This is a genomic window from Serratia sp. CY43202, assembly GCF_052168755.1.
Classification (GTDB): Bacteria; Pseudomonadota; Gammaproteobacteria; order Enterobacterales; family Enterobacteriaceae; genus Serratia; species Serratia bockelmannii.
In genome coordinates this window covers 254,204-274,393 of the sequence record NZ_JBJNMB010000006.1, presented here as the reverse complement: position 1 = coordinate 274,393, position 20,190 = coordinate 254,204, and the positions used below count along the sequence as shown (strand labels likewise).

Genomic DNA, 20,190 nt, shown 5'->3' with positions numbered 1-20,190 from the left:
ACGGCGGCGGCGCTTAGTCAGCCGCTTCGGCCAGCTCGCGCAGGTATTGGAAGATCTGGCGGTAAGCCTTAGGCGGCTTGTTGGCGGCCTTCTCTTTCTGCGCGTTGCGCACCAGTGAACGCAGCTGTTGACGATCGGCTGCTGGATACAGATCCAGGATCGACGGAATGACGTCATCGCCTTCTTCCACCAGGCGGTCGCGCAGCGCTTCCAGCTTATGGAACAGCGAAACCTGCTGGTTGTGGCGGTTTTTCAGCTTGTCGAGCGCGGTCTGAATCGGCTCGATATCGCGGGCGCGCAGCATCTTGCCGATCAGCTGCAGCTGACGGCGACGGCCCTCTTTCTTGATCTTCTGCGCCAGCTCGATGGCGGCGCGCAAATCTTCGTCCAACGGAATGCGATCCAGCGCGTTTTTGCCCAGATCGACCATTTCGGCCCCCAGGTCTTTCAGCGCTTCGGCATCACGTTTAATTTCACTTTTACTGACCCAGATAATCTCGTCATCGTCCTCGTTTTCATTCTCCGGGACATCGTCGAGCCAGTCTTCAGGCTGTTTGTTCATGGTAGGCTCCGTTAAAAAGAGGCTAATCCTAACAGGTTGCCGGCTTTATGCGAAATTCAACGCGGTTCCTGTTAGACTCAACGGCAGAGATCTCAGGATTTTTGCGCGCCGCTCCGCGTGCACAACTACGCCGCTCCGGCACTTTTCTCAACGATTTTCTGATTAATTATGGCAGATTGATGAAAGTAGTCACTCAAGTTGCAGAACAGCGCAAGGCGCTGGAACAGGCCGTTTCTCAGGCGCTGGAGCTGGCCCGCGCCGGTTCCGACGCGGCGGAAGTGGCGGTCACCAAATCGACCGGCATCAGCGTCAGCACTCGCTTCGGCGAGGTGGAAAACGTCGAGTTCAACAGCGATGGCGCGCTGGGCATCACCGTGTATCACCGCCAACGCAAAGGCAGCGCCTCTTCCACCGATCTCAGTCCGGACGCCATCGCCCGCACCGTACAGGCGGCGCTGGACATCGCGCGCTACACCTCTGAAGATCCCTGCGCCGGCCCGGCGGAGAAAGATCTGCTGGCGTTCGAGGCGCCGGATCTCGATCTGTTCCACCCGACCGAGCTGGACGCCGAGCGCGGCATCGAGCTGGCGGCGCGCGCCGAGCAGGCTTCGCTGGCGGCGGACAAACGCATTACCAATACCGAAGGCGGCAGCTTCAACAGCCACTACGGCATCAAGGTGTTCGGCAACAGCCACGGCATGCTGCAAAGCTACTGTTCCAGCCGCCACTCGCTGTCCAGCTGCGTCATTGCGGAGCAGGACGGCGATATGGAGCGGGATTACGCTTACACCATCGGCCGTGCGATGGGCGATCTGCACAGCCCCGAGTGGGTGGGGCAGGAGTGCGCCCGCCGCACGCTGGCGCGTCTTGCGCCGCGCAAACTGTCGACCATGAAGGCGCCGGTGCTGTTCGCCTCCGAAGTGGCCACCGGGCTTTTCGGCCATCTGGTGGGCGCCATCAGTGGCAGCAGCGTCTACCGTAAATCCACTTTCCTGCTGGACTCGCTCGGCAAACAGATCCTGCCGGAATGGTTGACCGTCGAGGAGCATCCGCACCTGCTGAAAGGGCTGGCGTCAACGCCGTTCGACAGCGAGGGCGTGCGCACCCAGCGGCGCGATATCATCAAGGACGGCGTGCTGCAGACCTGGTTGATGACCAGCTACTCGGCGCGCAAGCTGGGCCTGCACAGCACCGGCCATGCCGGCGGCATCCATAACTGGCGCATTGCCGGGCAGGGCGCGGACTTCGCCGGCATGTTGAAACAGCTTGGCACCGGCCTGGTGGTCACCGAGTTGATGGGCCAGGGCGTCAGCGGCGTCACCGGCGATTACTCGCGCGGCGCCGCCGGTTTCTGGGTGGAAAATGGCGAGATCCAGTACCCGGTCAGCGAGATCACCATTGCCGGCAACCTGAAAGACATGCTGCGCAACATCGTCAGCGTCGGCAGCGATATTGAAACCCGCAGTAATATCCAGTGCGGTTCGGTGCTGCTGCCGGAAATGAAGATCGCCGGTCAGTGATCCTCTGCGCGGCCGGCACCCGCCGGTCGCGCGTTATCCCGTCTCAACCTTGCTTACAAATCTCCGGTTTCGGTTTTGCCCGGCCTTGCCTATGGTAACGGTGGGTTAATTAAAACAATAACTGGAAGGTGAGCAAACATGCAGAATACCCTGAAAGCGCTGGCGGCGTTGACGCTGCTGGCAGCCAGTTCGCTGGCGGCCGCCGCCGATCTGGGCGACGATATGGACACCCTGGCGGAAAACTATAAAACGGTGCTGAATACCGACTCCGCCGCTACCCTCAAACAGAGCCTGCAAAACATGCGCGCCGCCGCGCAGGATGCCAAACAGGGCACTCCGCCGAAGCTGGAAGACAAAGCCGCCGACAGCCCGGAGATGAAAGATTTCCGCCGCGGGTTGGATACCCTGATCGGCCAAATCGATCAGGCGCTGGCGCTGGCCAGTCAGGGCAAAGTCGCCGAAGCGAAGCAGCTGGCGCAGGGCTTCAAGCAAACCCGCGACGCCAACCACAAGAAATTCCGCTAATTCGTCAACCGTCGCGCCCATCTTCCGTCAGATAGGAGGAGGGTGCCTGCCCCAGCACGCGGCGAAACATGGTTGAAAACGCCGCGCTGCTGTCATATCCCATCTCCATCGCCACCTGCGTTACGCTGCGCCCTTCGGCCAGCAGCGCCAACGCCAGCACCACGCAGGCGCGCTGGCGCCATTGCGAAAACGGCAGGCCGGTCTGCGCGCGAAAGAAGCGGCTGAAGGTGCGAATGCTCATGTACAGACGAGGCGCCCACCGCTGCGCGGAGTCGTGGGCGTCGGGGTGCTGCAAAAAGGCGTGGCACAGCTCACCCAGCCGAGGATCGGCGGGCAGCGGGATGTGCAACGGCAAAGGCTGCAGCCTAGCCAGCTCATGCAGCAGCAGCGTCGCCAGCGCTCCGTCGCGCCCCTCTTGTTCATATTCCAGCGGCATATCCACCGCCGCCATCAACAGCTGACGCATCAGCGGAGTGACGCTGACCACCTGGCAGACCTGCGGCCGCTCGGCGGGTAACGCGCCGGGTTCGAGGTACAGGCTGCGGGTGGTGACGCCGACCATCCTCACCGCGTGCGGCATCTGCGGCGGCAGCCACACCGCGTGCTGCGGCGGGACGACCCAATTGCCTTGCTGCGTGAAAACGTGCATGACGCCGGTGGCGCCGTACAGCAACTGCGCGCGCCGGTGGCTGTGCATCGGCAGCAGGTGTCCCGGCGGATAATCGGTGCCGATGGCGATCACTGTGCGCGTTACGTGGTCGATGTCATCAATGCGGACGTTGCGCATGTGTTTCCTTTGGCGGGCAGATTGGCCGAAACGCAATGATAGTTGGCCCTTCATATAAAGCAAGCCAGCAGCCGCCGCCCTACTATCGGGGCAGAAAAATAATGCTTGTTCGCGGCGCCGTTATTTTATCGGCCATAAAGCCCGTGCAAGTTTTCACACCGGGGTGGGACGAAGGTTTTCGTTCTCGCAATACAAGAAGTTAATAAGGAATAAAGCGTCATTTTATTCCAACACCTGAAGCAATAGTTCTTAGCGCAGTTCAATGACTATAAGGTGATATTTCATGTATAAGTTCGGTGTGGTTGGCGGCGGAGCCGCCGGGATCGCTTTTGCGTATAACTTTATAAAAAATAAGTCGGTTAATCATTGCAAAAGGCCGCTTTCCCTGACGGTGTTCGACAAGCAGGGCTTCAAGGGCGGAATGGCATACAGCAGCGATTTTGACAGCCATATATTAAATATGACGCCGGAAAATATGTCGGCGGATATTTTCGACGACACGCACTTCGTTGATTGGATCGCCATGCATTTCCCGCAGTTTTGCCAGGATCGTTATCCGCCGCGCTGGCTGTATCGGGAATATCTCGACTTTATTCGCGACATGACGATTTATATGGCGGCGGACAGTAACGTCGCGCTGAATTTCGTGACCGCCGAAGTGAATGCCATCGCGCCGCTAGAAGCCGGCTACCGGCTGACCACCACCTGTGGCGGCGCCGAACAGATGAATGCGCTAGTGCTGTGTTCGGGGCACAACCCGCCGGAGTGTCTCTATCCGGTGGATGGCGTGATCGCTTATCAGGCCCACCAGGATCTGCCGCCGATCAACCCTTATTCGAGCATCGGCGTAATCGGCTGCAGCCTGACGGCGATCGATGCCATCGTTGAGCTGATGGAGCGCCTGGGGGCGACCGACATCTGCGCCCTGTCGCGCTCGGGCCTGTTCCCCAGCGTGCAGCCGGCGCTGATGCGTCCGCCGCCGGAGGCGTTTGTGGAGGGGGTGCGGCGCTATGTCGCCGGCAGCGATTTCATTGACGCGCATCAGCTGGTGCATGCGATCAATGCCGCGCTGGCGCGCCACTATCCGGGGGCGGAGCGGCTGACGGTGCTCTCGGCGTTGGGGGAAAGGCGCGATTGCTATCGCGATCTGGCGGACAGCCTCGATCGCGCGCGTTTTGCCCGGGAGCATATCTGCAGCTATCTGGCGGCGATCCACCCGGCGGTGTGCGCCGCCTGGGTCAAGATGGATGCCAACAACCGGCAGGTCTTCATGCGCTTTTACAACTCCTCCTGGATGCGCAATCGGCACGCCATGCCGATCAAGAACGCCAACAAGATCGTGGCGGCGCTGGAGAGCCAACGCCTGCGCGCCTGCGGCGGCTTGGCGGATATCAGCAAGGGAGCGGACGGGTTTACCCTCCGTTGCCATGAGACGCGGGTGCATGCGCAGTATCTGTTCAACTGCACCACGCCTTCCTATCAACTGCCGCCCAACCGCCTGAGCCATCAGCTGCTGCAAGACGGGTTGGTGCAAGAGAACCTGTTCGGCGGCGTGAAGTGCAACCCGCACACGCTGAAAATCGCCGACCGACGCGGCCGTGAGCAGCACCTCTACTCGCTCGGCGCGCCCGCCAAGGGCGACCTGTTTTACACCTCGGCGATGGAATCCATCACGCGGGATATCAGCAAGATCGTGTTTAACAACCCTATTTTCAACGCAAAGAAGGCTGAAGTATGAAAAACGTAGCGCTCTTTGTCGGCAACGACATTTTCTCCTGGCTGGTGTGTCAGGATCTGATCGCCGCTCTGAAGGACGAGTGTGCCTTTACGGTGTATTTCCCCTTGGCGAAGAGCGCCGGGCGCACGCTGGAGCCGGCGGTTCGCCGCCTGGGGCTGTATGAGCGCGAAGTGCTGAACGATTTCGTGTTCCCGTTCGTGGGCCGCAACGCCGCCGCCTGCGACGGCGCCTATCAGTCGCCGGCCCTGTTCCTGGCCGCCGCCGGGGTAAAAGCGCATCGCGTTCTCGACATCAACGACACCGCGTTTATCAGCAGCCTGGGGCATATGGATGGGGTGATCTCCCTGCGCTGTTATCAGAAATTCTCCGCCGACTATGTGCGCGCCTTCAGCCGACGCGGCAAGCTGCTGTGGAACCTGCACCCGGGAGATTTGCCGCGCTATCGCGGGGTGATGACGCTGTTCCGCGCGATGATGAACGGTGACAGGGACTGCGCGGTAACGCTGCATGAAATGGATGAACACTGGGACGCCGGCCCGGTGATCGCCCGTCTGCCCGCCGAGCTGCGTCACGACCTGTCGTTCCTGGAAAACATGATGCTGTTGGGCGTACAGAGCGGCGCCTTTTTGGCGCGCCAGCTGATGCGGGCGGAGCACAGCGAAGCGATAGCGGCGGAAAAGCAGGGCGATTCGCGCTACTGGGGCTTCCCGGACGCGCAGACGCTGGCGCAGGCAGAACAGGCGGGCATTGAGCTGGTGGACCATGACGCCGTGCGCGAGCAGTATCTGGGGTTGTTCGTCGGCGATCGTTTCCACCCGCTGGCGGGGCAGTTCTGCGCCGGGTTCGACGACTTCGTGCGGGCGCACGGTCATGATTGAAACCTTGATTGTACTGGGTGCCGGTTTTCTGACCGGCATCACCACCATTCTGTTCGGCTTCGGCGGCGGCTTTGTGGTGGTGCCTTTCGTCTATCACCTGATCTCTGTGTCGGGCGAGCAGCCCGGCCAGGCGATGCATATCGCGGTGGCGACCTCGACGGCGGTGATGATCCTCAACGCGAGTTACGCCACGCTGACTAACTGGCGCAGCGGCAACCTGCTGCGCGAAACCATCGTGCCGCTGATCTTTTTCATCGGCATCGGCGCGGCGCTGGGCGCTTTCGCCTCTTCGCTGCTGGCGGACGGCGTGATCCGCGGGCTGTTTGTGGTCTATATGGCGGTGACCATCGCCGACTGTCTGTTCCGCCGGGGTTTTTTGATCAAACCGGCGCGCGCCGAGCTGTCCCCCGTCACGCTGTGGGGCGGGGGGCCGCTGATCGGCGGCATCGCCACCCTGCTGGGAGTGGGCGGCAGCGTGATGACCGTACCGCTGCTGCGTCGCCATGGTTACGACATGAAATATTGCGTCAGCGCCGCCAACCCGCTGTCGATCCCGGTGGCGGTGATCGGGGCGCTGATGTATATCGTGTTGGGGTGGCACGAGATGAGCGGGCCGCAGTATCTGGGTTACGTCAATCTGAACATTCTGGGGTTGTTGGTGGTCGCGGGGATTGCGGGGATCGTGTTTGCCAGGCGCTGTTTGCCTAAGGTGAGCGATGCGCTGCATGCCAAAATCTACGTGCTGCTGCTGATCGCCGTGCTGATCGCTATCTGCCTCTGAGACAGAAAGGGCGGCCGGATGCCGCCCTGAGAACCGCTTAACGGTGGTATTCGCCCGCCGCTTCCGGCTGGTACAGCAATTCCAGCACTTCAATCCGCGCTTCTTCACCGTTCGGCAATTGCCAGGAGATCTGCTTGCCGACGTGCATGCCGAGCAGCGCTGCGCCCAGCGGCGCCATTACCGACAGCTGATCGTGGCTGTCTTTCAGCGATGCCGGGTAAACCAGCGTACGCACGTGCTCTTCATCGGTGTGCAGATCGCGAAAACGCACGCGGCTGTTCATGGTCACCACGTTGGCCGGCATTTTCTCCGGCGGCAGGATTTCCGCGCGATCCAACTCGTCGTTCAGCGCGGCGGCGACGTCGGTGTTGGCAAAGGCCGGTTGTTCCAATAGCGCATCCAGGCGTTCCGCATCCAGCTCATTAATAGTAATGATGGGTTTGGTCATTCCACTCTCCAGTCAAATCAAAGGGTGCCAGTCTGTGCACCCATAAATTCGGAAAAACAACACAAAGCAACACCCCCGCGCCAGAGGAGCGGGGGTGTGGGTAATGTCGATTTGTCCTATTGATAGTAGGCGGTTGGGGCGAGAAAAGAAAGAGATCCCGATCACGAAGGCTTTTATCGTCAATCGTGGCAAAAGAAACGGTTAGCCCGGTTATCTATTTGTTATCTCATTGACTTTTTCACCTTGGTGCCGTTTTGCGAAATGGATCCCCGCGCGTCATTCGATTTCCACTTCAAACTGGAAAAAACCGGTCTACACAGAAAATCCTACCGGGGGTAGGGTAAAGACATCACAGAAAGCGGGTTATTCAGGTGATGCGCTTTACGGCTTACTGATTAATGTAGGATCTAGGGGTACTGAAAAGTGAATGATGGATCTGCTTCGATAAAAGAAATTGAACAATCCGATGTCAGCGAAGCCGGAGCGATCGCTGCTCGGGTATTGGTGGATATTACCGCGATGCTGAATGCTGAGAATATTTATACCAATGCGGTGCAGCAACAGATGCTGGAATCGCATATTCGCGCCATGGTGTTGCGTTCAATAACCGGTGAGCCGTTGCCGGAGGTGGATAAATCATTGTTCGACGAAATCTCTGCCGAATCCATGCAAATGGCGGAGCGTGTGGTGAATCAGTTTGACACATTGCCTATTGAAGAAGCCTATTTACTGTCAGTGCACTTCGAAGTGGCGAAAGATAATAACGCATAGCGGTTAACGCATCGATTTCAATCAGGAGAATATACCATGGGTCAAATTACCGTAGTGATCGGCGATCGTTTGGGCAAAGGGCAAAAAGTCGGCCAGGGCGTTGAAAACGCAGGCGGAAAAGCGGTGGTTATCCCCGGCGTGGCGGCAGATATGAAACTGGGCGACGTCATGAAAGCGGAAAACGCGCAGCTGGGCATCTCTTTTTGCGGCAGCGGCGGCGCCGGCGCGATTACCGCGCAAACCAAATACGGCTACAAAGCCAAATACGGCATGCGTTCGGTGGAAGAGGGCGTGACGGCAATTAACGAAGGCTGCAACGTGCTGGGTTTCGGCTTTATGGATAAGGAAGAGCTGGGCCAGAAACTGGTGGAAGCCTACGTCAAAAAACATGGCAATCCATAATGAAAGAGCAATATACCACATCGGTAAAGGTGGAGGGTAAAGGCGACAGCAAAGCGAAAGCTTTTGCTTCCGCCTTGGCTAATGTGCAGGGTGCGGTATTAAAGTCCACCAACAATATTCTGCTGCGTATCGAGCCGCAGGACGTCAGCGTAGTGAAAGCGGAAGAGAAAATAACTAAAGAGAAATTTCTTTTCTTCTTTTTGCCGCGTGAAAGAAAGAGCTATGCCGTTTCTCTGGAAATAACCGTGAACGTAACCATTATCAATACCGAGAAGGTTGTCTTCGTCACGAAATAAAAACGTTAGCATAAATGAAAGGGTATACTGATGTTTTTAATCATCTTATTTAAATCGATTATTATCGGTGGGCTGGTGGGGGTCGGCGTAGGGGCCGGCGCCGCGCGCATGTTCCACGCACCGACAACACAGGGCATGGGGGCGTTTCGCACCCTGGGCGAGCTGAATTCCTGCGAGGGCGATCCGGCTTCCCACTTCTCATTCGGTCTGGGCTTCTTCTTCAACGCCTGGGCGTCTTCCGTGGCGGCGGGCTCCTTCACGCAGGACGTCGATCACCGCATCATCCCGCACTGGGGCGCGGCGGCCCTGATGGTCAAGAACCGCAATCTGGCGCAAACGCTGCACGATCCGAAAAAAATGGCCATCGCCTGCGGCATCATCGGCATGTTGGTAGTGGCGTTCCTCAATACCACCGCTTCCGCCGTGCCTGCCGCGCTGCAAGTCACCGCGATCAAGGTGCTGGTGCCGGCGGCCAACCTGCTGGTGAACACCGTGATGCCGGTGATCTTCTGGCTGGCGGCGATCGACGCCGGGCGCCGCTCCGGCTTCTGGGGCACCATCTTCGGCGGCCTGGCGCAGCTGATCATGGGCAACGCCGTACCGGGCCTGGTGCTGGGCATTCTGATCGGCAAAGGCGTGGAAGAGAGCGGCTGGAACAAGATCACCAAGATCATGATGGCGGTGATCGTGCTGCTGTTCGTGCTGAGCGGCTTCTTCCGCGGCTTCGACATGAAAGTTCTCGAGTCCTTCAGCCTCGGCGTGCCGGGCTGGCTGGACGCCATTCACAATACCCTGAGCGGTAAATAAGGAGCGGGATGATGGAAGAGCAAACCCAAAAGGGCTTCTGGTACGCCGACTGGTCATTCCCGATTTTTGTTGGCCTGCTGTCCTCCGGCGTGTTCGCCGGGACGCACATGTACTACCTGTACGGCATCGGCGCCTTTAACGAAGTGGCCTTCGTCTCCATGCTGCGGGCGGGGATGGATACCGGTGTGTATGGCGCGGTGGCGGCGTTCGGCGCCAGCTTCCTGTTCGCGCGCATCATCGAAGGCTCGCTGGTGGGCATCCTGGACATCGGCGGTGCGATCCAGACCGGCGTCGGGCTGGGCGTACCGGCGCTGCTTTTGGGGGCCGGCATCGTGTTCCCGGTCGCCAACTTCGCCGCTTCGCTGGCCACCGGCCTGATCATCGGCCTGGCGATCGGTTATGTGATCATTCTGGCGCGTAAATTCACCATCAATCAAAGCAACTCCACCTACGGGGCGGACGTGATGATGGGGGCGGGCAACTCCTCGGGCCGCTTCCTCGGGCCGTTGATCATCCTGTCGGCGATGACCGCCTCGATCCCGATCGGCATCGGTTCGCTGCTCGGCGCGCTGCTGTTCTATATCTGGGGTAAACCGATCACCGGCGGAGCGATCCTCGGCGCGATGATCCTGGGGGCGATCTTCCCGGTAGCCATTTCTTAAGAGGCCTGCGCCAGGCGCCGCCCGAGGCTGCGGCGGCGCCCGGGCTAACAGGAGCAATGCGGTATGTATGACTTAGTAATCAGAGGCGCCAGACTGGCGGACGATACGCTGATCGATCTGACGGTGAAAGACGGCAAAATAGCCTCGGTGGGGCGGCTGGCGGCGGATGTCCGCGCCGTTCGCCAGCTGGATCTGGCGGGCAACTGCCGCCTGAGCGCCGGTTGGATCGATGCGCACGTGCACTGCTATCCCGAATCGCCGATCTACCATGACGAGCCGGATCGGGTCGGCGTCGCCAGCGGCGTCACCAGCGTGGTCGATGCCGGCAGCACCGGTGCCGACGATATCGACGCTTTTTATCAGCTGACGCGCAGCGCTAAAACCAACGTTTTCGCCTTCCTCAATATCTCGCGCATCGGCCTGCTGCGGCAGAACGAGCTGGCGGAGATGACGGACATCGACAAGCGCGAGGCCGGCCAGGCCATCGCCAACCATCCCGGTTTCATCATCGGTATCAAGACGCGCATGAGCAGCAGCGTGGTGGGCAAGAACGGCACTCGCCCGCTGGTGTTGGCCAAAGAGATCCAGCAGGAAAACCGCCAACTGCCGCTGATGGTGCATATCGGCAACAACCCGCCGAATCTGGACGAGATCGCCGATCTGCTGACCCGTGGCGACATCATCACCCACTGCTACAACGGTAAACCGAACCGCATTCTGACGCCGGCGGGCACGCTGCGCGAGTCTATCCAGCGCGCGCTGCGGCGCGGCGTGTTGCTCGACGTGGGGCACGGCACCGCCAGCTTCAGCTTCGAGGTGGCGCGCCAGGCGATCACGCTGGGTATTTTGCCGCACACCATCAGCTCCGATATTTACTGCCGCAACCGCATGAACGGGCCGGTGCATAGCCTGGCGACGGTGATGTCCAAATTCTTCAGCGTCGGCCTGACGCTGCCGCAGGTGATCGCCTGCGTGACGGAGAACGCTGCGTCGGCGCTGCAGCTGAGCGGCAAAGGGCGGCTGGAGCCGGGCTATGACGCCGACTTCACGCTGTTTGAACTGCGCCGGGAACCGCAGGTGTTCGCCGACGCCGAAGGGCAAACCGCCGAGGGCGAACAGCTGTTGGTGCCGCTGGCCGCCGTGGTGGCCGGGGAAATCCTATTAACCGAACAAGGGGAGGCAAGCCATGTCTTCGATTTATGAAAAATACGGTTTGAAGCAGGTGATCAACACCTCCGGCCGCATGACCATTCTCGGCGTTTCTACGCCGCGCCAGGACGTGATCGACGCCGTTGATTACGGTCTGAACCACTATTTCGAAATCAAGGATCTGGTCAATAAGACCGGCGCCTACATCGCCGATCTGCTCAATGTGGAGGACGCGGTGATCGTTTCCTGCGCCTCGGCGGGCATCGCCCAGTCGGTGGCTGCCGTGATCGTCAAAGATAACGCCAATCTGCTGGTGAACCTGCACTCGGCGCCGGTGACCGTGCCGCGCGAGATCGTGCTGCCGCGCGGCCACAACGTCAACTTCGGCGCGCCGGTGGACACCATGGTGGCGCTGGGCGGCGGCAAGGTGGTGGAGGCGGGTTACGCCAACGAATGTTCGCCGGAGCAGATTGAAGCCTGCATCACGCCGCAGACCGCGGCGATCCTGTACGTCAAATCGCACCACTGCGTGCAGAAAAGCATTTTGTCCGTCGAACAGGCGGCGGTCGTGGCGCGCAAGCATAACCTGCCGCTGATCGTCGACGCCGCGGCGGAAGAAGATCTGATGTGTTACTACCAGATGGGGGCCGATCTGGTGATCTACAGCGGCGCCAAAGCCATCGAGGGGCCGACCAGCGGTCTGGTTGTCGGCAAGAAACAGTACGTCGAGTGGGTGAAGTTGCAATCCGGCGGCATAGGCCGGGCGATGAAGGTCGGTAAAGAGGGCATCCTCGGCCTGACGCAGGCGATTGAAAGCTATCTGACGCTTGAGAAAACCACCGGGCAACAGATGGTGGCGCGGATGACGCCATTCCTCAACAGCCTCAACACCCTGACCGGCGTCAGCGCCAAGACCGTCTGGGACAGCGCCGGCCGCGATATCGCCCGCGCCGAGATTACCTTCGACGAAGCGGTGTTGGGGCGGTCGACCTATGACATCGTCCAGGCGCTGAAAACCGGCGATATTGCCATCTACTTCCGCGGCTACAAGGCCAACGAGGGCAAGATTGAGGTCGATGTGCGCAGCGTCGACGAGCGGCAACTGATGACCGTCTTTACCTGTATCAAAAACCTGTTTACGGAGAAACAAGCATGAAGCTGCAGCCTAACTACTATCGCGACCGCGTCTGCCTGAACGTGCTGGCCGGCTCCAAAGCCAACGCGCAGGACATCTACGCCGCGGCGGAAGGCCATGTGCTGGTGGGCGTGCTCTCCAAGAACTACCCGGACGTCGACAGCGCGGTGACCGACATGCTGCGCTATGCGCGCCTGATTGAAAACGCGCTCTCGGTCGGCCTGGGCGCCGGCGATCCGAAGCAGTCGGCGATGGTTAGCCTGATCGCTCAGCAGGTGCAGCCGCAGCACGTTAACCAGGTGTTTACCGGCGTCGGCGCCAGCCGCGCGCTGCTGGGCCAGAACGACAGCGTGGTCAACGGCCTGGTGTCGCCGACCGGCCGCGTCGGTTGGGTGAAGATCTCTACCGGCCCCTTGAGCGCCGCGGCGCCGGACGGCATCGTGCCGGTGGAAACCGCCATCGCTTTGCTGAAGGACATGGGCGGCAGCTCCATCAAGTATTTCCCGATGGGCGGCCTGAAATGCAAGGACGAATACCAGTACGTCGCCAAGGCCTGCGCCGAACATGACTTTATGCTGGAGCCGACCGGCGGCATCGATCTGGAGAACTACGAGCCGATCGTCGAGATCGCGCTGGCGGCCGGCGTGAAACGCGTGATCCCGCATATCTATAGCTCGATCATCGACGCCGCCAGCGGCGACACGCGTCCGCAGGACGTGAAAACCCTGCTGGCGATGACCAAAAAGCTGGTGGGCTGAACGCACAATGGGATGAGGTAAACGCTGGGAGGCGAAGGTTTTCCCCTGGCGCGGCATGCCGCGCCGTTACCTATACTGAGGATTACTATGCGAAACTGGCAGGTTCCAACCCGACGCACCGCGTTGTTCCTGGCGCTGCTGGCCGTGACCGGCCCGGCGCTGCATGCTGAGGATGCAATGAACTCCACGTCATCTCATTTTGCCTATATCGGCACCTACAATCCCAACGGCGAAGGCGTTTACCGGGTGCAGGTCGATCCGGCCAGCGGCGCGCTGAGCCACGCCACGCTGGTCAGCAACGTGCCGAATCCGGCGCAGCTGACGCTGGGCGTCGGCGGCAAAACGCTGTATGTCGCCAGCGAAGTGGCCGATTTCAACGGCGGTAAGCACGGCGGCATCACCGCCTACCGGGTCAATCCGGCCGACGGCGGCCTGACGCAGCTCAACCAGGTGGATTCGCAGGGGGCGGGGCCGGTGTATCTCTCATCGACGCCGGACGGGCGGCATCTGCTGGTGGCGAACTACGTCAGCGGCAGCGTGGCGGCTTTCCCGATCGAAGCGGACGGCCGCCTGGGCACCGCCAGCTCGGTGCAGCAACAACAGGGCCCGGCGGGCGCTGCCAAACCGGCGGCGGCGGTGAACGGCAGCTTCGCCATCAGCGATCACAACGGCCCGCATGCCCATATGATCGCCAGCGATCCAAGCGGCAAGTTTGTGTTCTCTACCGATCTGGGATTGGATCGCATCTACCAATGGCGCTTTGACGCCGCGAGCGGCCGGCTGACGCCCAACGATCCACCGTGGATCGCTGCCTCGTCCGCCGGCGCCGGCCCGCGTCACTTTGTGTTTCATCCGGATGGCGACACCGTGCTGCTGGTGAACGAAGAGGCTTCAACGTTGACCAGCTACCGTTTTGATCGCCAAAAAGGTACTCTGAAACAACTGCATGCAGTTTCCGCGCTGCCCGCCGACTATCAGGGTGCCAGCTTCGCTTCGGGGCTGGCGCTCAGCAAGAACGGCGACACGTTGTACGTCGCCAACCGGCTGCATAACAGCATTGCCCAGTTCAGCGTGGGCGCCGGCGGCGAGTTGAAACCGGTGGCGGAAACCTGGACCCGCGGCGATTACCCGCGTTCGCTGGCGCTGAGCTTGGATGGCCGCTATCTGTATGCGTTGAACCAGCGCAGCGATAACGTCACTCGCTTCAGCGTCAACCCGACGGACGGCAAGCTCAGCTTTGTGGACGGCTATCTGCCGATCGGCAGCCCCTCGCAAATGGCATTTCTGCCGCCGGCGAAGTAACCCGTGGCCCGCCCGGTTCGCCGGGTGGGCCGCCTGATTGACGGATACAGAATGGTGCGATTTCCTTACCCGCGTTTGGCTTACTTGTTCGATGCTTTGCAAACCGAGACTTTGCCGCAGGATGAGCTGGCGAAGCGTTTCGCCGTGTCAACCCGCACGGTGCGGGCGGATATCACCGCGCTGAACGAGATCCTGGACAAGTACGGCGCGCGTTTCGTGCATAGCCGTGGGGCCGGCTATCGCCTGCAGGTCGATAACGCCGCGCTATTCAGCGCCCTGCAGCATCAGGAGCGCCGCAAGCATGCTACCCCGCGCAGCGCGCAAGAGCGGGTGCATTATCTGCTGGTGCGTTTTTTGACCTCAGCCTTCTCCCTTAAACTGGAAGATCTGGCCGACGAATGGTTCGTCAGCCGCGGTACGTTGCAAAACGACATGGCTGAGGTGAGGGAACGTCTGGCGCACTATCAATTGACGATCGAAACCAAACCGCGCTACGGCATGAAGCTGTTCGGCGCCGAGATGGCGATCCGCGCCTGCCTCACCGATCTGCTGTTCCAGCTGCAGCTGGCCGATGCCGAGAACCCGCTGCTCAACAACGAGATCCTGCTGCAGCCGCAGGTAGCGGCGTTCGCCGGATTGCTGCATCCGCTGTTGTCGCAATATGCCATTCGCCTGACCGATGAGGGCGAACAGTACCTGATTTTCTACTGCGCGGTGGCGCTGCGGCGCATCAACGACGGCTATCCGCTGCCGGACTTCGAGGTGGAGGACGGCGACGACGCGGTGCGCCAGGTGTCGACCCGCCTGGCGGCGGAGCTGCGTGCGGCCTCCGGCAAAGAGATCTCGATGGCCGAAGAGGCCTATCTGCGGGTCAACATCGCCGCGCGCCGCGTGCAGGACGTGCAACCGACCGAGATCAATGCCGACGATGAAGAAGCGTTGGTGGACTACATCCTGTCCTACATCAACGCACACTATAACTACAACCTGCAGGGCGACGAGCAGCTGCGGGCCGATCTGCTTACCCATATCAAAACCATGATTACGCGGGTGAAATACCAGATCAATATCCCCAATCCGCTATTGGCCAATATCAAGCAGCACTATCCGATGGCTTACGACGTGACGCTGGCGGCGGTCTCCAGCTGGGGCAAATACACCCCCTATACCCTGAGCGAGAACGAGATAGGCTATCTGGTGTTACATATTGGCGTGGGGCTGGAGCGGCATTACAACATCGGTTATGAACGCCACCCGCAGGTGATGCTGGTGTGCGATACCGGCAACTCAACTGTGCGGATGATCCAGGCGCAGATTGCGCGCAAGTACCCGCAGCTGGTGATGACGCGCATCGTCTCGCTGCGCGATTACGAGATGCTTGCGCACATCGACGAAGACTTCGTGATTTCCAACGCCCGCATCGGCGAAAAGAACAAGCCGGTGGTGGTAATGTCGCCGTTCCCGACCGATTATCAGCTGGAGCAACTGGGCAAGCTGGTGCTGGTGGATCGCACCAAACCGTACATGCTGGAGAAGTTTTTCGACGCCGAGCATTTCATGGTGCTCAACGAGCCGCTGACGCAGGCGGAGCTGTTCAGCCGGGTGTGCGGCCAGCTGGAGCAGGAAGGGTACGTCGGCGCGGACTTTTATCCGTCGCTGGTCGAACGTGAGGCGATCGTCTCCACGCTGCTGGGTGAAGGCATCGCGCTGCCGCACTCGCTGGGGCTGCTGGCGAAAAAGACCGTGGTAGTGACGCTGCTAGCGCCGCAGGGGGTCGCCTGGGGGGAAGGTGAGATCGCGCACGTGATTTTCCTGCTGGCGATCAGCAAGAGCGACTATGAAGAGGCGATGGCGATCTACGAGCTGTTCGTCACCTTCGTGCGTGAACGCTCAATGAGCCGCCTGCTGGGCAGCGACAGCTTCGACAGCTTCAAAGCGGTGGCGCTGGACTGCCTGAGCCGGAGTTGAGGGGCATGTGAGTGATTGGGCGCAGAAGTGCCCTCAGCGACTAATCTTCATCAAACCCGGAGTTGAACAGCTCGACCACCGCCGCCAGCGCGTTGACTTCATCGGGGCCGGTCGCTTCGACTTCGATGTGCCGACCTTGGGCGGAGTCCAGCATCAGCAGCGCGATGACGCTGCTGGCTTCGGCTTCGGTGCCGCTTTCGTTGCGCAGCATCACTTCGGCGTCGAAGCTTTGCACCAGTTCGAACAGTTTCATCGCCGGGCGCGCGTGCATGCCCAGCTTGTTTTTGATTTCAACCGTCTGTTTGACCGTCATTGCTTGCGCTTTTCCAGCGTGCGGTGGCGCGATTGCACGTTCTTGCCGCGCGAGCGGAAGTAATCGGCCAGCTGTTCCGCCACGTACACCGAACGGTGTTTGCCGCCGGTACAGCCGATGGCGACCGTCAGGTAGCTGCGGTTGTTGGTTTCCAGCATCGGCAGCCATTGTTCCAGGTAGCTGCGGGTCTGGTAGATGAAGTTGTGCACTTCGGTATGGCGATCGAGGAACGACGCCACCGGCTTGTCCAGACCGGTCATCGGCCGCAGCTTCGGATCCCAGTGCGGGTTCGGCAGGAAGCGCACGTCGAACACGTAGTCGGCGTCGATCGGAATACCGTGCTTGAAGCCGAAGGATTCGAACACCATCGTCAGTTCGCGCTCGCGCTTGCCGAGCAGGCGGGTGCGCAGCATTTCGGCCAGTTCGTGCACCGACATTTCCGAGGTGTCGATAATCAGGTCGGCCCGGGAGCGCAGCGGTTCGAGGAGATCGCTCTCTTCGTCAATGGCGCTTTCTAGCGACAGGTTTTTGCTGGAGAGCGGGTGCAGGCGGCGGGTGTCGCTGTAACGGCGGATCAGCGTGTTGCGATCGGCGTCGAGGAACAGCAGCTGCGGCGAGAAGCTGTCCGGCAGTTGAGTCATCGCGTATTCGAACACTTCCGGCGATTCCGGCATGTTGCGCACGTCGATGCTGACCGCCGCGGAGATATTGCGTTCCGCCAGCGTATTGGCGAGCTGCGGCAGCAGAACCACCGGCAGGTTGTCAACGCAGTAAAAACCCATGTCTTCCAGCGCCCGCAAGGCGACGGATTTTCCGGAACCGGAACGGCCGCTGACAATCATCAGCACCATGTGGCAACTCCCCTGGCATCGCGGCGGCGTTCATCGCCACCGGTGTAAACTTTGTTATTCCGGCCGAGGCCGGATCCATCATCGTGAAACAGTAACGTTATCCGGGCTGGAAGTCACGCCGACCGGGTATCACTCGGTGATGATTTGGTAAAGTTCTTCGTCGCTTTGCGCGGCGCGCAGGCGGCGGCATACGGTTTTGTCGGCCAGGCGTTTGGCGACCAGCGACAGCGTATGCAAATGGGTTTTGCACTGATCGGCAGGCACCAGCAGCGCGAACAGCAGGTCGACCGGCTGGTTGTCGATAGCGTCGAAAGCGATGGGTTGGTCGAGACGGATAAACACGCCAACGGCCCGCAGTGTGTCCTCTTCCAGTTTGCCGTGGGGAATGGCGATACCGTTGCCGATACCGGTGCTGCCCATGCGTTCCCGGGTGAGAACCGCGTCAAACACCACCTGCGAAGGCAGATTGAGCTGTTTGGCGGCCAGTTCGCTGATAATTTCCAAAGCCCGCTTCTTGCTGGTGCAGTGTACCGAGCTTTTGGTGCACTCGATGTTTAACACCGAGCTTAATTGCATATATTCGTTGTTCATCTCATCTTCACTTAAAACCGCGCCGCCGGGCGCACCCGGCAAGGCGGTTTTTCGTCGGTTTTAACCCTGATTACCGTTCGGCGCGTCACCCATGCGGGTCACGCGCCGAAGGGCGAGGCTGCGACGGAGGCAACCTCACGGAATGGGTTAGGGTGTCAGTGTTGCTTCAATTTGTCTTTATGTTTGTTCAATTGACGTGCCAATTTATCGATCAGCGTATCAATTGCGGCATACATATTCTCGTCTTCCGAGGTGGCGTGCAACTCGCCTCCATTCACGTGCACCGTTGCTTCCGCAATTTGCTGCACTTTTTCCACACTTAATACAACATACACCTGATTGATGCGATCAAAATACTGTTCGAGTTTGGCGAACTTGTTGTTCACGAACTCGCGCAACGGATCGGTGATTTCGATGTGGTGTCCGGTAATGTTGAGCTGCATAGTGTCTTCCTTCTCAATAGAGGTCAAACCAACTGTTTACGCTGGTTCGACGGCGGGATGGACAAAGACTCTCGGTACTTGGCGACGGTGCGCCGGGCCACGATGATCCCCTGATCGGCGAGCAGGGTGGCCAGCTTGCTGTCGCTGAGTGGTTTGGCGGGGTTTTCCGCCGCAATCAATTTCTTCACCAACGCGCGGATCGCCGTCGAGGAGGCTTCACCGCCGCTGTCGGTATTCACGTGGCTGGAGAAGAAATATTTCAATTCGAAAATGCCGCGCGGGCTGTGCAGAAACTTCTGCGTGGTAACGCGCGAGATCGTCGATTCATGCATCTCCACAGCCTGGGCGATATCCGCCAGCACCATGGGTTTCATAAACTCTTCGCCTTGCTCGAAGAACGCCTGCTGCTGGCTGACGATGCAGCGGGTGACCTTCAGCAGCGTTTCGTTGCGGCTCTCCAGGCTTTTAATCAACCACTTGGCTTCCTGCAGGTTGCTGCGGATAAACTGGCCGTCGGCTTCGCTGCGGGCGCTGTTGCCCAGCGCGGCGTACTGCTGATTGATCTTCAAACGCGGCACGCTGTCGCCGTTGAGCTCTACCGTCCATTTGTTCTGCGTCTTGCGCACCAGCACGTCCGGGATCACGTATTCCGATTCGCCGGTATTGATCGACTGCCCCGGGCGCGGATCGAGCGACTGAATCAGCAGCATCGCTTCTTTCAGTGTATCTTCTTTTAGCCGGGTTGATCGCATCAGGCTGCGAAAGTCATGGTTGGCCAACAGATCCAGATGCTCGCTGATGATCAGCCGCGCTTCGGCCAGATAAGGCGTATCTTTGGCGTATTGGGAGAGCTGCACCAGCAGGCAATCGCGCAGATCGCGCGCGGCGACGCCGATCGGATCAAAACGCTGCACGCGCTTCAGCACCGCCTCGACTTCCTCGAGGGTCACGTTCTCGTCGCCCAGGCTTTCCAGGATGTCTTCCAGCGGCACGGTGAGATAGCCGGTGTCATCCACCGCGTCGACGATGGAGGTGGCGATGGCGGCGTCGGTATCGGAAAACGGCGTCAGATCCACCTGCCACATCAGGTAATCCTGCAGCGTTTGGGTGGTCTCGCCCTGATAGACCGGCAGCTCGTCGTCGCTGTAGTCGGTGCCGGTGCCGGACGGTGTGCCGGCGGTGTAGATCTCATCCCAGGTGGCGTCCAGCGGCAGCTCTTCCGGCATGTCTTTCTGTTCCAGTGCCTCGCGGGTATCGAGCCCCTCGGTCTCCTGGGTTTCTTTGGCGTCGATTTCGTCGTGCAGATCGGTCTGTTCAAGCAGCGGATTGCTCTCCAGCGCCAGCTGGATCTCTTGCTGAAGCTCAAGCGTGGACAACTGCAGCAGGCGGATCGCCTGCTGGAGCTGAGGTGTCATGGCCAGCTGTTGGCTGAGCCTGAGTTGCAAACCTTGCTTCATAGTTTTCTGTCTACTTCCGTTAACGGTGTCGCCCCACAGGGCGCGC

23 protein-coding genes are annotated in these 20,190 nt (G+C 60.1%); 15 read left to right on the top strand and 8 right to left on the bottom strand.

All coding sequences use genetic code 11. The features are described from left to right. Nucleotides 1–13: 13 nt before the first annotated feature. A complete protein-coding gene (yjgA, locus tag ACJ8J5_RS14710; RefSeq protein ID WP_004936968.1) occupies nt 14–562 on the bottom strand; it encodes a ribosome biogenesis factor YjgA in 549 nt (182 codons plus the stop codon). Nucleotides 563–741: 179 nt separating this feature from the next. Here yjgA and pmbA point away from each other — a divergent pair, with 179 nt between their 5' ends. After that, complete coding sequence (gene pmbA, locus ACJ8J5_RS14705; RefSeq protein WP_025304390.1) at nt 742–2,082, top strand: metalloprotease PmbA; 1,341 nt, start codon at nt 742–744, stop codon at nt 2,080–2,082. Nucleotides 2,083–2,220: 138 nt separating this feature from the next. Continuing rightward, the gene (cybC, locus tag ACJ8J5_RS14700) at nt 2,221–2,607 is read left to right on the top strand and encodes a cytochrome b562 (protein ID WP_308379484.1); all 387 of its coding nucleotides are present in this window, start codon (nt 2,221–2,223) and stop codon (nt 2,605–2,607) included. 4 nt (nt 2,608–2,611) lie between these two features. Here cybC and ACJ8J5_RS14695 read toward each other — a convergent pair whose 3' ends face one another. Continuing rightward, the gene (locus ACJ8J5_RS14695; RefSeq protein WP_141972382.1) at nt 2,612–3,394 is read right to left on the bottom strand and encodes an AraC family transcriptional regulator; all 783 of its coding nucleotides are present in this window, start codon (nt 3,392–3,394) and stop codon (nt 2,612–2,614) included. Between the two features lie 283 nt (nt 3,395–3,677). Between ACJ8J5_RS14695 and ACJ8J5_RS14690 the strand changes: the two genes are divergently transcribed. From ACJ8J5_RS14690 to ACJ8J5_RS14680, 3 genes are read left to right on the top strand one after another with little or no spacing between them, the layout of a single operon-like run. After that, nucleotides 3,678–5,132 carry an FAD/NAD(P)-binding protein gene (locus ACJ8J5_RS14690; RefSeq protein ID WP_334273862.1) on the top strand — a complete coding sequence of 485 codons (1,455 nt, stop codon included), beginning with the start codon at nt 3,678–3,680 and terminating at the stop codon, nt 5,130–5,132. Next, nucleotides 5,129–6,010 carry a formyltransferase family protein gene (locus tag ACJ8J5_RS14685; RefSeq protein WP_230489668.1) on the top strand — a complete coding sequence of 294 codons (882 nt, stop codon included), beginning with the start codon at nt 5,129–5,131 and terminating at the stop codon, nt 6,008–6,010. Before ACJ8J5_RS14690 ends, ACJ8J5_RS14685 begins: the two co-directional genes overlap by 4 nt. Next, nucleotides 6,003–6,791 (top strand): sulfite exporter TauE/SafE family protein, encoded by a 789-nt coding sequence (locus ACJ8J5_RS14680; protein ID WP_043141945.1) that lies wholly within the window; start codon nt 6,003–6,005, stop codon nt 6,789–6,791. The genes ACJ8J5_RS14685 and ACJ8J5_RS14680 overlap by 8 nt, the downstream gene beginning before the upstream one ends. A 37-nt stretch (nt 6,792–6,828) precedes the next feature. On the opposite strand, the gene rnk is transcribed toward ACJ8J5_RS14680, so the two are convergent. Next, nucleotides 6,829–7,239, bottom strand: a complete 411-nt coding sequence (gene rnk / locus ACJ8J5_RS14675; protein WP_004936993.1) for a nucleoside diphosphate kinase regulator — start codon at nt 7,237–7,239, stop codon at nt 6,829–6,831. 444 nt (nt 7,240–7,683) lie between these two features. Between rnk and ACJ8J5_RS14670 the strand changes: the two genes are divergently transcribed. From ACJ8J5_RS14670 to ACJ8J5_RS14625, 10 genes are all read left to right on the top strand, one after another. Continuing rightward, entirely contained in the window at nt 7,684–8,010 is a 327-nt protein-coding gene (locus ACJ8J5_RS14670) for a glycine dehydrogenase (RefSeq protein WP_399613861.1), read from the top strand. Between the two features lie 36 nt (nt 8,011–8,046). After that, nucleotides 8,047–8,412, top strand: a complete 366-nt coding sequence (locus tag ACJ8J5_RS14665) for a glycine-rich SFCGS family protein (protein WP_004937000.1) — start codon at nt 8,047–8,049, stop codon at nt 8,410–8,412. Continuing rightward, nucleotides 8,412–8,708: a DUF4312 family protein gene (locus ACJ8J5_RS14660; RefSeq protein ID WP_004937003.1), complete on the top strand. Its 297-nt coding sequence runs from the start codon at nt 8,412–8,414 to the stop codon at nt 8,706–8,708. The genes ACJ8J5_RS14665 and ACJ8J5_RS14660 overlap by 1 nt, the downstream gene beginning before the upstream one ends. A gap of 30 nt (nt 8,709–8,738) precedes the next feature. Beyond that, the gene (locus tag ACJ8J5_RS14655) at nt 8,739–9,515 is read left to right on the top strand and encodes a DUF4311 domain-containing protein (protein ID WP_004937006.1); all 777 of its coding nucleotides are present in this window, start codon (nt 8,739–8,741) and stop codon (nt 9,513–9,515) included. Nucleotides 9,516–9,526: 11 nt separating this feature from the next. Continuing rightward, on the top strand, nt 9,527–10,177 hold the full coding sequence (locus ACJ8J5_RS14650) for a DUF4310 family protein (protein WP_004937013.1): 651 nt from the start codon (nt 9,527–9,529) through the stop codon (nt 10,175–10,177). Between the two features lie 63 nt (nt 10,178–10,240). Next, nucleotides 10,241–11,380, top strand: a complete 1,140-nt coding sequence (locus ACJ8J5_RS14645) for an amidohydrolase/deacetylase family metallohydrolase (protein WP_334273861.1) — start codon at nt 10,241–10,243, stop codon at nt 11,378–11,380. Continuing rightward, complete coding sequence (locus ACJ8J5_RS14640; protein WP_334273860.1) at nt 11,364–12,482, top strand: DgaE family pyridoxal phosphate-dependent ammonia lyase; 1,119 nt, start codon at nt 11,364–11,366, stop codon at nt 12,480–12,482. The genes ACJ8J5_RS14645 and ACJ8J5_RS14640 overlap by 17 nt, the downstream gene beginning before the upstream one ends. Continuing rightward, the gene (dagF, locus tag ACJ8J5_RS14635) at nt 12,479–13,219 is read left to right on the top strand and encodes a 2-dehydro-3-deoxy-phosphogluconate aldolase (RefSeq protein WP_033648993.1); all 741 of its coding nucleotides are present in this window, start codon (nt 12,479–12,481) and stop codon (nt 13,217–13,219) included. Before ACJ8J5_RS14640 ends, dagF begins: the two co-directional genes overlap by 4 nt. A gap of 87 nt (nt 13,220–13,306) precedes the next feature. Further along, nucleotides 13,307–14,521 carry a lactonase family protein gene (locus ACJ8J5_RS14630; protein WP_334273859.1) on the top strand — a complete coding sequence of 405 codons (1,215 nt, stop codon included), beginning with the start codon at nt 13,307–13,309 and terminating at the stop codon, nt 14,519–14,521. 51 nt (nt 14,522–14,572) lie between these two features. Continuing rightward, nucleotides 14,573–16,489: a BglG family transcription antiterminator gene (locus tag ACJ8J5_RS14625; RefSeq protein ID WP_049208316.1), complete on the top strand. Its 1,917-nt coding sequence runs from the start codon at nt 14,573–14,575 to the stop codon at nt 16,487–16,489. A 40-nt stretch (nt 16,490–16,529) separates the two neighbouring features. Here the strand turns inward: ACJ8J5_RS14625 and npr are convergent, their stop codons facing one another. The 5 genes from npr to rpoN form a co-directional block, all read right to left on the bottom strand. Further along, nucleotides 16,530–16,802: a PTS phosphocarrier protein NPr gene (npr, locus tag ACJ8J5_RS14620; RefSeq protein WP_004937034.1), complete on the bottom strand. Its 273-nt coding sequence runs from the start codon at nt 16,800–16,802 to the stop codon at nt 16,530–16,532. After that, a complete protein-coding gene (gene rapZ, locus ACJ8J5_RS14615; protein WP_015379177.1) occupies nt 16,799–17,653 on the bottom strand; it encodes an RNase adapter RapZ in 855 nt (284 codons plus the stop codon). The genes npr and rapZ overlap by 4 nt, the downstream gene beginning before the upstream one ends. Before the next feature lie 129 nt (nt 17,654–17,782). After that, complete coding sequence (gene ptsN / locus ACJ8J5_RS14610; RefSeq protein ID WP_016930212.1) at nt 17,783–18,244, bottom strand: PTS IIA-like nitrogen regulatory protein PtsN; 462 nt, start codon at nt 18,242–18,244, stop codon at nt 17,783–17,785. Between the two features lie 155 nt (nt 18,245–18,399). Beyond that, nucleotides 18,400–18,687, bottom strand: a complete 288-nt coding sequence (hpf, locus tag ACJ8J5_RS14605; RefSeq protein WP_004937038.1) for a ribosome hibernation promoting factor — start codon at nt 18,685–18,687, stop codon at nt 18,400–18,402. A gap of 23 nt (nt 18,688–18,710) precedes the next feature. Continuing rightward, on the bottom strand, nt 18,711–20,144 hold the full coding sequence (gene rpoN, locus ACJ8J5_RS14600) for an RNA polymerase factor sigma-54 (protein WP_043141961.1): 1,434 nt from the start codon (nt 20,142–20,144) through the stop codon (nt 18,711–18,713). Nucleotides 20,145–20,190 lie beyond the last annotated feature (46 nt).

What these genes read in the sequence shown, in the direction of transcription:
- rnk (WP_004936993.1), bottom strand. Translation starts at nt 7,239, where the DNA reads ATGACCAAACCCATCATTACTATTAATGAGCTGGATGCGGAACGCCTG.
- ACJ8J5_RS14655 (WP_004937006.1), top strand. Translation starts at nt 8,739, where the DNA reads ATGTTTTTAATCATCTTATTTAAATCGATTATTATCGGTGGGCTGGTG.
- npr (WP_004937034.1), bottom strand. Translation starts at nt 16,802, where the DNA reads ATGACGGTCAAACAGACGGTTGAAATCAAAAACAAGCTGGGCATGCAC.
- rapZ (WP_015379177.1), bottom strand. Translation starts at nt 17,653, where the DNA reads ATGGTGCTGATGATTGTCAGCGGCCGTTCCGGTTCCGGAAAATCCGTC.
- ACJ8J5_RS14690 (WP_334273862.1), top strand. Translation starts at nt 3,678, where the DNA reads ATGTATAAGTTCGGTGTGGTTGGCGGCGGAGCCGCCGGGATCGCTTTT.
- ACJ8J5_RS14680 (WP_043141945.1), top strand. Translation starts at nt 6,003, where the DNA reads ATGATTGAAACCTTGATTGTACTGGGTGCCGGTTTTCTGACCGGCATC.
- ACJ8J5_RS14650 (WP_004937013.1), top strand. Translation starts at nt 9,527, where the DNA reads ATGGAAGAGCAAACCCAAAAGGGCTTCTGGTACGCCGACTGGTCATTC.
- ACJ8J5_RS14660 (WP_004937003.1), top strand. Translation starts at nt 8,412, where the DNA reads ATGAAAGAGCAATATACCACATCGGTAAAGGTGGAGGGTAAAGGCGAC.
- ACJ8J5_RS14685 (WP_230489668.1), top strand. Translation starts at nt 5,129, where the DNA reads ATGAAAAACGTAGCGCTCTTTGTCGGCAACGACATTTTCTCCTGGCTG.
- ACJ8J5_RS14630 (WP_334273859.1), top strand. Translation starts at nt 13,307, where the DNA reads ATGCGAAACTGGCAGGTTCCAACCCGACGCACCGCGTTGTTCCTGGCG.
- hpf (WP_004937038.1), bottom strand. Translation starts at nt 18,687, where the DNA reads ATGCAGCTCAACATTACCGGACACCACATCGAAATCACCGATCCGTTG.
- ACJ8J5_RS14640 (WP_334273860.1), top strand. Translation starts at nt 11,364, where the DNA reads ATGTCTTCGATTTATGAAAAATACGGTTTGAAGCAGGTGATCAACACC.
- rpoN (WP_043141961.1), bottom strand. Translation starts at nt 20,144, where the DNA reads ATGAAGCAAGGTTTGCAACTCAGGCTCAGCCAACAGCTGGCCATGACA.
- ACJ8J5_RS14665 (WP_004937000.1), top strand. Translation starts at nt 8,047, where the DNA reads ATGGGTCAAATTACCGTAGTGATCGGCGATCGTTTGGGCAAAGGGCAA.
- yjgA (WP_004936968.1), bottom strand. Translation starts at nt 562, where the DNA reads ATGAACAAACAGCCTGAAGACTGGCTCGACGATGTCCCGGAGAATGAA.
- ptsN (WP_016930212.1), bottom strand. Translation starts at nt 18,244, where the DNA reads ATGAACAACGAATATATGCAATTAAGCTCGGTGTTAAACATCGAGTGC.
- cybC (WP_308379484.1), top strand. Translation starts at nt 2,221, where the DNA reads ATGCAGAATACCCTGAAAGCGCTGGCGGCGTTGACGCTGCTGGCAGCC.
- dagF (WP_033648993.1), top strand. Translation starts at nt 12,479, where the DNA reads ATGAAGCTGCAGCCTAACTACTATCGCGACCGCGTCTGCCTGAACGTG.
- pmbA (WP_025304390.1), top strand. Translation starts at nt 742, where the DNA reads ATGAAAGTAGTCACTCAAGTTGCAGAACAGCGCAAGGCGCTGGAACAG.
- ACJ8J5_RS14625 (WP_049208316.1), top strand. Translation starts at nt 14,573, where the DNA reads ATGGTGCGATTTCCTTACCCGCGTTTGGCTTACTTGTTCGATGCTTTG.
- ACJ8J5_RS14645 (WP_334273861.1), top strand. Translation starts at nt 10,241, where the DNA reads ATGTATGACTTAGTAATCAGAGGCGCCAGACTGGCGGACGATACGCTG.
- ACJ8J5_RS14695 (WP_141972382.1), bottom strand. Translation starts at nt 3,394, where the DNA reads ATGCGCAACGTCCGCATTGATGACATCGACCACGTAACGCGCACAGTG.